Source organism: Isoptericola sp. NPDC057391 (assembly GCF_042668085.1).
Taxonomy (GTDB): domain Bacteria; phylum Actinomycetota; class Actinomycetes; order Actinomycetales; family Cellulomonadaceae; genus Isoptericola.
On record NZ_JBHVBO010000166.1, the window covers coordinates 1 to 9287 of the forward strand.

The 9287-nt window shown below is 72.1% G+C and carries 9 protein-coding genes; 4 read left to right on the plus strand and 5 right to left on the minus strand.

Going from position 1 to position 9287, the window contains the following annotated elements; all coding sequences use genetic code 11:
- The first annotated feature begins 216 nt into the window (after positions 1–216).
- Positions 217–1482: a hypothetical protein gene (locus ACFUVW_RS16995; RefSeq protein WP_430572499.1), complete on the plus strand. Its 1266-nt coding sequence runs from the start codon at positions 217–219 to the stop codon at positions 1480–1482.
- Between the two features lie 114 nt (positions 1483–1596).
- Here ACFUVW_RS16995 and ehuA read toward each other — a convergent pair whose 3' ends face one another.
- The 4 genes from ehuA to ACFUVW_RS17015 are packed head-to-tail and all read right to left on the minus strand — an operon-like array spanning position 1597 to position 4747.
- Entirely contained in the window at positions 1597–2385 is a 789-nt protein-coding gene (gene ehuA, locus ACFUVW_RS17000) for an ectoine/hydroxyectoine ABC transporter ATP-binding protein EhuA (protein ID WP_430572500.1), read from the minus strand.
- A 28-nt stretch (positions 2386–2413) separates the two neighbouring features.
- Positions 2414–3061 (minus strand): ectoine/hydroxyectoine ABC transporter permease subunit EhuD, encoded by a 648-nt coding sequence (ehuD, locus tag ACFUVW_RS17005; RefSeq protein WP_430572501.1) that lies wholly within the window; start codon positions 3059–3061, stop codon positions 2414–2416.
- The gene (gene ehuC / locus ACFUVW_RS17010) at positions 3058–3804 is read right to left on the minus strand and encodes an ectoine/hydroxyectoine ABC transporter permease subunit EhuC (RefSeq protein WP_430572502.1); all 747 of its coding nucleotides are present in this window, start codon (positions 3802–3804) and stop codon (positions 3058–3060) included. Before ehuC ends, ehuD begins: the two co-directional genes overlap by 4 nt.
- A gap of 4 nt (positions 3805–3808) precedes the next feature.
- A complete protein-coding gene (locus tag ACFUVW_RS17015; RefSeq protein WP_430572503.1) occupies positions 3809–4747 on the minus strand; it encodes a transporter substrate-binding domain-containing protein in 939 nt (312 codons plus the stop codon).
- Positions 4748–5080: 333 nt separating this feature from the next.
- Here ACFUVW_RS17015 and ACFUVW_RS17020 point away from each other — a divergent pair, with 333 nt between their 5' ends.
- Positions 5081–5851, plus strand: coding sequence for a GntR family transcriptional regulator (locus ACFUVW_RS17020; protein ID WP_430572504.1), 771 nt, complete (start codon positions 5081–5083; stop codon positions 5849–5851).
- Between the two features lie 4 nt (positions 5852–5855).
- On the opposite strand, the gene ACFUVW_RS17025 is transcribed toward ACFUVW_RS17020, so the two are convergent.
- A complete protein-coding gene (locus tag ACFUVW_RS17025) occupies positions 5856–7253 on the minus strand; it encodes a serine hydrolase domain-containing protein (protein ID WP_430572505.1) in 1398 nt (465 codons plus the stop codon).
- 112 nt (positions 7254–7365) lie between these two features.
- Between ACFUVW_RS17025 and ACFUVW_RS17030 the strand changes: the two genes are divergently transcribed.
- Both ACFUVW_RS17030 and ACFUVW_RS17035 read left to right on the plus strand, forming a co-directional pair.
- Positions 7366–8397, plus strand: a complete 1032-nt coding sequence (locus ACFUVW_RS17030) for an ATP-binding cassette domain-containing protein (RefSeq protein WP_430572506.1) — start codon at positions 7366–7368, stop codon at positions 8395–8397.
- Positions 8394–9233: an ABC transporter permease gene (locus tag ACFUVW_RS17035; RefSeq protein WP_430572507.1), complete on the plus strand. Its 840-nt coding sequence runs from the start codon at positions 8394–8396 to the stop codon at positions 9231–9233. The genes ACFUVW_RS17030 and ACFUVW_RS17035 overlap by 4 nt, the downstream gene beginning before the upstream one ends.
- Positions 9234–9287: the final 54 nt, after the last annotated feature.

Here is a 9287-nt window from a genome sequence, read left to right on the forward strand (position 1 = left end):
GGAACGGGGCCACCGTCACACCCACAACGTGCGGAAACACAGGATCTTCGCGCTTCCTCTCGGGGCGGCTCACGACGGCCCGCTGCGACCTGCACACGCCCGGCCTAGGCTGCTCGGGACGCCCGCGGCAGACGCCGAAGCCCGCGGCGCGCGGCCCTCGTGCCGGCGGGTGCGGCGGGCGTCGGACAGACGACCCCGACCTGGACGCGACGCTCCGTGACCTCCTCCCCCCGCACCTCCGCCCCGGGCGACCCCGTCGACGGCACGCTCGACGACGAGAAGGACGCCCCCGCCAAGACCCGGCTCTCGCTCACCCAGGTGGTGGCGAGCGCCCTCGCCGCGGTCAGCGCCACGGTGCTGATGTCGTTCTTCGGCGTCGCCGGGACGATCATCGGCGCAGGCCTGGCGAGCGTCATCACGGTCATCGGCAACTTCCTCTACACGCGCTCGATCGAGAAGACGCACGAGCAGCTCAAGCCCGTCGTCACCAAGGTCGTGGCCCGCACCGGCCCGGGCGCCGCGCGCTCGCGCACCGCCGCGATGCGCGTCACCGGCACCACCACGACGGCGCGGGGCACCGTGGTCAGCACGACCGACTCCGCCGACGCCCTCGCCGAGGGCACCCCGGGCGACGCGCCGACCGTCGAACGACGGTCCGTCGCCGAGACGCGGGCCGACGGCACGATCCCCGGGACGCAGCCCCTCGACGCCACCGCGCCGCTCGGCGAGACCCGCCCCCTCGGTCCGGTCGGCGCCGGCGACACGGAGCCCGCGTCCGCGGACGGCGAGATCGCCGAGGGCGGGACGCCCGACGGCGACGTGCCCGACGGCGAGGAGACCGAGCCCCGCAACGCCTGGCTGCGCTTCGTGGAGAAGCACGGCACGGGCAAGGTGCTCGCGATGTCGGCGGCGGCCCTGTTCGTCGTCGTCATGGGCGTCGTGCTGGTGATCGAGCTCGTCATCGGCAAGCCGCTGTCCGACGCGGTGCGCGGCCAGGAAGGCTCCGGCACCAGCATCAGCCGCACCTCGAACGACTCCGACGACTCGACCACCGTGCCCACCCCGACGAGCCCCGCCGAGGACCCGGCGAACGTGCCCGAGGACGACTCCGGCACGAGCACCGGCGACCAGGGCTCGGACGGGTCCACCTCCGGCACCACCGCCGGGGCCACCGAACAGCCGACCGACGAGCCGACGGGCGGCACGGACACCGGCACCTCGACCGACGAGCCGACCGGCGGCACGGAGACCGGCGGCACGGAGACCGACACCCCGACCGACGAGCCCACGGGCGGCACGGACGACGGCACCGACGAGCCAGCGGAAGGCACCGGCGACGGGACCGACACATCGGGCAGCGGCACGGACACCGGCGCTGGGACCGGGACCGGCGGCACCGTCCCCGACGCGGAGCAGGGCGCCGGGTCGACGTCCGGCTCCGCCCAGGGCGGCGCCACGCCGACACCCGCCCCGGCGTCCTGAGCACCCGAACACCGACAGGCAGTTGCTCCCGCGACGACACGTCTTGCGACGTCGTCGCGGGAGCAACCGCCTGTTCGGCTCCACGAGCCGGGCGAATGGCCCGGACCGCGAGGGTCAGCCCCCGAGCACGGCCTTGAGGAACTCCTGGGTGCGCTCGTGCCTGGGGTGGGTGAACATCGTCTCGGGGTCGGCCTCCTCGACGATCTTGCCGTGGTCGAACATCAGCACGCGGTTCGAGACGTCGCGGGCGAACTGCATCTCGTGGGTCACGAGCAGCATGGTGATGTCCGTGGTGCGGGCGATCTCACGGAGCACGCCGAGCACGTCGGCCACGATCTCCGGGTCGAGCGCCGAGGTCACCTCGTCCAGCAGCAGGATCTCCGGGTCCATGGCGAGGGCCCGGGCGATGGCGACGCGCTGCTGCTGACCGCCGGAGAGCTGGTTCGTCTTGAAGTCGCGCTTGTCGGTCATGCCGACCTGCTCGAGCAGCTCCTCCGCCCGCTGGACGGCCTCGGCCTTGCTCTTGCCGAGCACGTGGATCGGCGCCTCGATGATGTTCTCGAGCACCGTCATGTTGGGGAACAGGTTGAACTGCTGGAACACCATCCCCACCCGCTTGCGCACCTGGCGACGGCGCTTCTCCGGGATCTCGACCCACCGGTCGCCCTTGTACTCGTGCGTGTAGGGGTCGCCGTCGATGAGGATGAGCCCGCCGTTCGCCTCCTCGAGGGTCATCAGCAGGCGCAGGATCGTCGTCTTGCCGGAGCCCGACGGGCCGATCAGCGTGACGCGGTCGCCCTGCGCGACGGAGAAGTTCAGGCCGTCGAGCACCACGTTGTCGCCGAAGCGCTTGGTGACGTCGCGGAACTCGATGGCGGGTGCGCCGTTCGAGGCGTTGCTCATGTTCTGGCTCCCAGTGGAGGTCGTCGGGTCAGGCAAGGCGCGTCTCCATCCGCCGCACCAGCAGCGACGTCGGGTAGCTCACCAGCAGGAAGAGCAGTCCGACCAGGGTCAGGGGCTCGATGTAGGAGAAGTTGAGGGCGCCGTACTGCTGGGCGGCCTGGTACATCTCCACGACCGTGATGGCGAACAGGTACGGCGTCTCCTTGAACATGGAGACCGCGTAGTTGCCCAGCCCGGGCAGCGTGTTGCGGATCGCCTGCGGCAGGATGACGGCGCGCCAGGTGCGCCCCTTGGGCAGGTTCAGCGCGGTGGCCGCCTCCCACTGGCCGCGCGGCACCGCCTCGATCCCCGCCCGGTACACCTCGGACATGTAGGTGGCGTAGTGCACGCCGAGCACGCCGAACCCGATGACGAGCGGCGGGACGTCCACCAGCAGCAGCCACGCGAAGACGAGCTGCACCAGCAGCGGCGTCATGCGGACGAAGTCCACGACGAGCCGCAGCGGGGCACGCACCCAACGCGTCGGCGCCCGCATCGCCAGGGCGATGAGCAGGCCGAGGATCGAGGCGATCACCATGCCAACGACGGTCGCCTCGATGGTGACGACCAGGCCCCGCAGCAGGGACGGCAGGACGTCCCACGCGGTCTCCCAGTTCCAGATGCTGTCGTCGTTCACGCCACTCCCCCCTTCACGCGGGCGATCTCGGTCGGCACGCCGGGCTTGAGGCCGAAGACGTCACGCAGGCGCGGGCGGGTGCCACGGCCCAGGCGGCGCTTGGCCCGCTCCTCGGCCCAGTTCATCCCCCACGTGAGGATGTAGGCGATCACGAAGTAGAGGACGAGGCCGACGCCATAGCTGAAGAAGGTGTCCCTCGTGTCGCGCTGCAGCTCGTCGATCCACCAGTACAGGTCGTGCAGGGTGATGTAGAAGGCCAGCGCCGAGCCCTTGAGCAGCTGGATCAGCAGGTTCGCCAGCTGCGGGATCATCAGCGCCCACGCCTGCGGGAAGATCACGCGCCGCACCTTGTGGAACGTGCCGAGGTTGAGGGCCGTCGCGGCCTCCCACTGGCCCGTCGGGACGGATTCGATCGAGCCGCGCACCACCTCGGCGGCGTACGCGCCGTAGTTGAGCCCGAGGGCGACGATCGCGACCGCGAGCGCCTCCATCTTGAAGCCGAAGACCGGGAGCACGTAGAAGAGCCAGAAGATCTGGACCACGAGGGACGTGCCACGGAAGAACTCGATGACGACCCGGGACGGCCCGCGCACCCACAGACTCCGGGTGCGCGAGCCGAAGCCCAGCAGCAGCGCGACGAGCATCGCGAGAGCAGCGCCGCCGAGCGTCATCTCGAGGGTGACGACGATGGCGTCGCCGAGGTCGGGAAGGCGTTCGCTCAGCGCCTGGAGATTGTCCGACATGCGGTCAGGACAGCCCCAGCTCGTCGGAGATCTTCTTGAGGTCGCCCTCGCAGAGCATGTCCGCCGTCAGCCCGGCAGGCGGGTACTCCGCCTCGGTGAAGCCGAACGGCTCCATGATCTCGAGCCAGCGCTCCTTGTCCTCGAGGATCGGCTTGAGCTTCTCGTTGTACGCCTCGAGCAGCTCGGTGTCGCCCTTGCGGAACACCTCGGCGCCGGCGCCGACCTGTGCCACGCCGTCGATGTTCGCGACGAACGCGTCGGTGGCCTCGACCGGCTCGTCCGTGCTGTCGGCGAGGGCGCGGATCGAGATGCCGGTGAGCGCGAACGCGTCGGCACGGCCGGAGACCACGGCGTTGAGGCCGTCGGTCGAGTCGCCCACGGTGATCGTCTTGACCCCGGTCTTCTGCGCGTAGCCGTCCTCGATCGCGCCGCTCGTCACGGCGAGCGTGATGCCGGCGTCGATCGCCGACTGCCAGTCGGTGAGGTTGTTCGGGTTGCCCTCGGGCACGAGGAACGCGGTGGTGTACATGATCGTCGGCTCCGCGAACGCGGCCTGCTCGCAGCGCTCGGGAAGGATCGACATGCCCGCGCTCACGGTGTCGTAGCGGCCGGCGTTGAGGCCCGGGATGAGCGAGTTCCACTCCGTCTGGGTGCCCTCGACGCTGTCGACGCCCAGCTCGCCGAAGACCTCCTTGTCCAGCGCGATCGTCGCACCGGTGAGCTCGCCACCGTCGTCGTAGCTGTAGGGCTTCTCGCCGTTGTACGCGACGTTCACCGTGCCCGCGTCCTGGATCTTGCTGAGGGTCGACCCCCCGTCGCCGCTGGCCCCACCTCCGGCGCCGCCCTCGTCGACGCTCGAGCAGGCGGCCAGCGCGGTCATGGTGAGCACGGAACCGGCAGCGAGGAATGCCCGGCGGCGCTTCGTGGTCCTGGTGGACGACACGGTGTCTCCCTTCGTCGCCCGGCGGGAGTCCGCGCCGAGCCGTTGGTCTGGACGGTGCGACACCGTAGCCGCGATGCCGACGCTACGACAATCTATGTATCCACATGTCGGATTGTCTACAATCTTCGAGGGCGCGCCGCTTCGACGCACCCGATCCGACGACATCGCAGGTCAGAGCGGTGCCGCCGGGGCGAACGACCGCCTGGAGGCGCCTGAGCACGCCCGAAAACGCGGTCATGCCATGGTCACAAGAGGGTCACGATCTGGCCGGAGGGCGCGACACGGGATGATATGTCCCGGTCGGACGGCCCCGGCCGCCTGGAAGGAGAGCAGATGACCCCATCGTCGCCGGCCGCCGTCGGCAGCGCGCCGTTCCTGTCGCCGGTGACCCGACCGTCGACGGTCGACCTCATCACCGTCGAGCTGCGCAACGCCGTCTACTCGGGCGCCCTGCCGGTGGGGTCACCCATCCGCGAGGTCGAGATGTCGAGCCAGCTCGGCGTGAGCCGGGGACCCTTCCGCGAGGCCGCGCAGCGTCTGGTGCAGGAGGGCCTGCTGCGCTCCACCCCCGGCCGCGGCCTCAGCGTGGTGCGCATCGGCGCCGACCGGGTGCGAGCGCTGTACGAGGCGCGCACCACGGTCGAGACGACGGCCGCGCCCCTCGCCGTCGAGCGCGCCACCGCGGCCCAGGTCGCGGCGGTGCGCGCCGCGCACGACGCCCTCGTCGACGCGGAGCGGAGCGAGGACGCCCGCCGGGTGGGCGACGCCGACCTCAACGTGCACTGGTCGCTCGTCGCCGCCAGCGGCAACCCCTGGCTGCTGCGCTGGATGACGACGCTCATCGTCGAGGTCCGGATCGCGAGCTTCACGCTCAGCGAGGACTACGCGGTGCGCAAGGACGCCGCCGAGTCGCACGTCGAGCTGGTCGAGCGGTTCGAGGCCCGCGACGCCGCCGGCCTCGTCGCCGCGATCCGCACCAACCTCGAGGACGCCGTCGCGCGCCTCCTCGAGCCCGAGACGATCGAGGTCGAGACCTTCGACGAACCCCGGCCCTCCCCCGCGCCCCGCCTCGACCCGATCACCCCGACGTTCCCCGAGCCGTAGCCGCTCACACCCCGTGCCGGGCGGCGAGCTGGGCGAGGCGCTCGTTCTCGTAGTCCTCGGCGCGCCACGAGGTGACCCCGGCGACGACGATCCCCGCCGGCCGGCCGTCGTCGCCCGCCAGCACCTCGACCCGCTCCCCGGGCGCCCCGAACCCCGGCTCGACCGGCAGCCGCAGGCCCTCGCCGTCGGCGACGAGGCGCTCGGCGCCGGCCAGCGGGTCCTCACCACGCGGGTCGATCAGCCACAGGTCCCGGCCCAGCCGGACGAGGTCGGTCAGGCCCCACAGGTTGGCGAAACGGCCGGTGCTGCGTCCCAGGACGGCGGCCTCGTCGGCGGTGGGCGCGCCGGCGTCGAGGGCGGTGGCGACCAGCGCGAAGAGGCCCGTCGCGATCGTGTCGGCGGGGCCGTCGACCCCGTTCGTCAGCACGGACACGACGACACCGGCGGCGGGGTCCGCCCAGGTACGGCTGAGCTGGCCGGGGAACGCGCCGCTGTGCCCGACGACCCGGCGGTCCTCGATCTCGCGCGCCTCGAACCCCAGCCCGTAGCGGCGTGGCCGGGCGTGGGGGCGGTCGATCGTGGACTCGTCGCGCTGCAGCAGGCGGCGGGTCTCCGGTCGCAGCAGGTCCGAGCCGTCGGCGTGCGCCGCGAACCACCGGGCGAGGTCGGACGCCGTCGAGCAGAACCCCGTCGCCGCGGCCAGCGCGCCCGTGCGCACCGGCGCGACCGGCAGCCGCCCGTCGTCGGCGACGCCCAGGGCGGAGTGCCCGACGACGGCGGGCGCGCCGTCCTCCAGCTCCGGCGTCGTGCGCTCCAGCCCGAGCGGGTCGAGGAGGTCGTCCCGCACGTGCCGGGCGAACGGCACCCCCGTGACTTTCTCGACCACCAGCCCCAGCAGCCCGTAGGCGAGGTTCGAGTACTTGAAGACCTCGCCGCGGCCGAGGACCGGGCCGTCGGCGCGCACCGCCGCCACCAGGGCGTCCCGGTCCGGGAACGGCGCCCCCAGCTGCCAGAAGTCCGCGTCGGCGCCGTCGCGCCGCACGCCGCCGGTGTGGCCGAGCGCCTCGCGCAGGGTGACCCGCCCGACCCCGGTGCCGGCGACCTCGGGCAGGTGCGCCTCGAACGGGTCGTCGAGGCGCAGCGCGTCCCGCTCCGCGAGCCGGGCCACCGCCGTCGCCGTGAACGTCTTGGAGTGCGACGCCACGCGGAACACGTGGTCCGTGCGCAGCGGCTCCCCGGTCGTGACGTCGGCGACGCCCCACGCGCCGTCGAGCACGACGTCGCCCCTGACGGCGACCGCGTACTGCACGCCGGGCACGCGCGCGAAGCCGGCCTGCGTGCCGACCCACGCGGCGAGATGGTCGGCGTCGAACAGGTCGGTGGTCGCGGGCTCCGAGGTCATGGGCGACACCCTGCCACGACGCCTTCCTCGCGCGCCCCGCGATGAGTTCGACGTCGGCGGGCCGTCCTAGCCTGGTACGTGACGCACGTCACCGACATCCCCGGGAGAACACATGTCCGCGTCAGACACCGACCCGCCGCGGGACGACCTCGCCGTCGACGCGCGCGGGCTCGTCAAGCACTTCACCACCCGCAAGCAGGTCACCAAGGCCGTCGACGGCGTGGACCTGCAGATCCCGACCGGCAGCGTCTTCGGGCTGCTGGGGCCCAACGGTGCCGGCAAGACGACCGTCGTCCGCATGCTCGCCACGCTGCTGCGTCCCGACGCCGGCTCCGCCCGCGTGCTCGGGCACGACGTCGTGGCCGACGCCGACGCCGTCCGCTCCGCCGTCGGCCTCACGGGCCAGTACGCCTCCGTCGACGAGGACCTGACCGGCACCGAGAACCTCCTCATGCTGGCCCGCCTCTACGGGTTCGCCGGGGCGGCGGCACGGCGCCGGGTCGACGGGCTGCTCGAGGCGTTCAGCCTGTCGGACGCCGGGCCGCGGCAGGTCAAGACGTACTCCGGCGGCATGCGCCGGCGCATCGACCTCGCCGCCTCGCTGGTGCTGGCCCCGCGCGTGCTGTTCCTCGACGAGCCCACCACCGGGCTCGACCCGCGCAGCCGCAACCAGGTGTGGGACATCGTCCGCGTGCTCGTCGCCGACGGCGCCACCGTGCTGCTCACCACCCAGTACCTCGAGGAGGCCGACCAGCTCGCCGACCGCATCGCCGTCATCGACCACGGCACCGTCATCGCCGAGGGCACGTCCACCGAGCTCAAGCGCTCCGTGGGCCAGGGCGCCGTGTCGCTGCGCCTGGCCGACGCCGCGCAGCGGTCGGCCGCGGCGAGCGTCGTCGAGAAGGTGCTGGGCACCGAGCCCACGCTGCCCACCGACCCGTACGCCCTGTCGGCCCGCGTGCCCGACGACGGCGCGGACTCCGTGGCGCAGCTGCTGCCCGCGCTCGGTGAGGCCGGCATCGCCGTCCCGGAGTTCACGCTCGGCCAGCCGAGCCTCGACGAGGTCTTCCTGACCCTGACCGGCAAGCCCCTGCCGGCCGACGACGAGGCCGAGACCGCCGACGCCCAGGAGGTGTCCCGATGACCGCGTCCGCCGACGCACCGTCCGAGATCACGACCACCACCCTGCGCCAGGCGGTGGCGCTCACGGAGCCGCCCGCGCGGCCGTCCGCGCTCTCGATGACCCTGACCTTCGGGTGGCGCGCGCTGCTGAAGATCAAGCACGTCCCGGAGCAGCTGTTCGACGTGCTGATCTCCCCCGTGATCTTCACGCTGATGTTCACGTACCTGTTCGGGGGCGCGCTCGCCGGGTCCACGTCCGCGTACATCCAGTTCCTGCTGCCCGGCATCCTGGTGCAGACCATCGTCATCGTCACCGTGTACACGGGCTACACGCTCAACACGGACATCACCAAGGGCGTCTTCGACCGGTTCCGCTCGCTGCCCATCTGGCGCCCCGCACCCATCGTCGGCGCCCTGCTGGGCGACACCGTGCGCTACTCCATCGCGTCGGTCATGACGATCGGGCTCGGCCTGATCCTCGGGTTCCGGCCCGACGGCGGCGTGGTCGGCGTCGTGCTCGGCGTGCTGCTGCTGCTCGTCTTCGCCTTCTCGCTGAGCTGGATCTTCACCATCCTGGGGCTGCTGCTGCGCACGCCCAACGCCGTCATGGGCGTGTCGATGATGGTGCTGATGCCGCTGACGTTCGCGTCGAACATCTTCGTCGACCCGTCGACCATGCCCACCGCGCTGCAGCGGTTCGTCGACATCAACCCGGTGACGCATCTCGTCACCGCCGTGCGCGGTCTGATGGCCGGCACCCCTGACGGCGGCGAGATCGTCTGGGTGCTCGTCGCCTCCGTCGTCCTCACCGCCGTCCTCGGCCCGATCACCATGCGCCTGTACCGCACCCGCCACTGACCCTCAGCGTTGTGGGTGGGCTCGTGGCCCCTATTTCCTGCGAAAGGGGGCCAC

Coding starts and splice junctions, on each gene's coding strand:
- ehuA (WP_430572500.1), bottom strand. CDS start 2,385: ATGAGCAACGCCTCGAACGGCGCACCCGCCATCGAGTTCCGCGACGTC.
- ehuC (WP_430572502.1), bottom strand. CDS start 3,804: ATGTCGGACAATCTCCAGGCGCTGAGCGAACGCCTTCCCGACCTCGGC.
- ACFUVW_RS17020 (WP_430572504.1), top strand. CDS start 5,081: ATGACCCCATCGTCGCCGGCCGCCGTCGGCAGCGCGCCGTTCCTGTCG.
- ACFUVW_RS17025 (WP_430572505.1), bottom strand. CDS start 7,253: ATGACCTCGGAGCCCGCGACCACCGACCTGTTCGACGCCGACCATCTC.
- ACFUVW_RS17030 (WP_430572506.1), top strand. CDS start 7,366: ATGTCCGCGTCAGACACCGACCCGCCGCGGGACGACCTCGCCGTCGAC.
- ACFUVW_RS17035 (WP_430572507.1), top strand. CDS start 8,394: ATGACCGCGTCCGCCGACGCACCGTCCGAGATCACGACCACCACCCTG.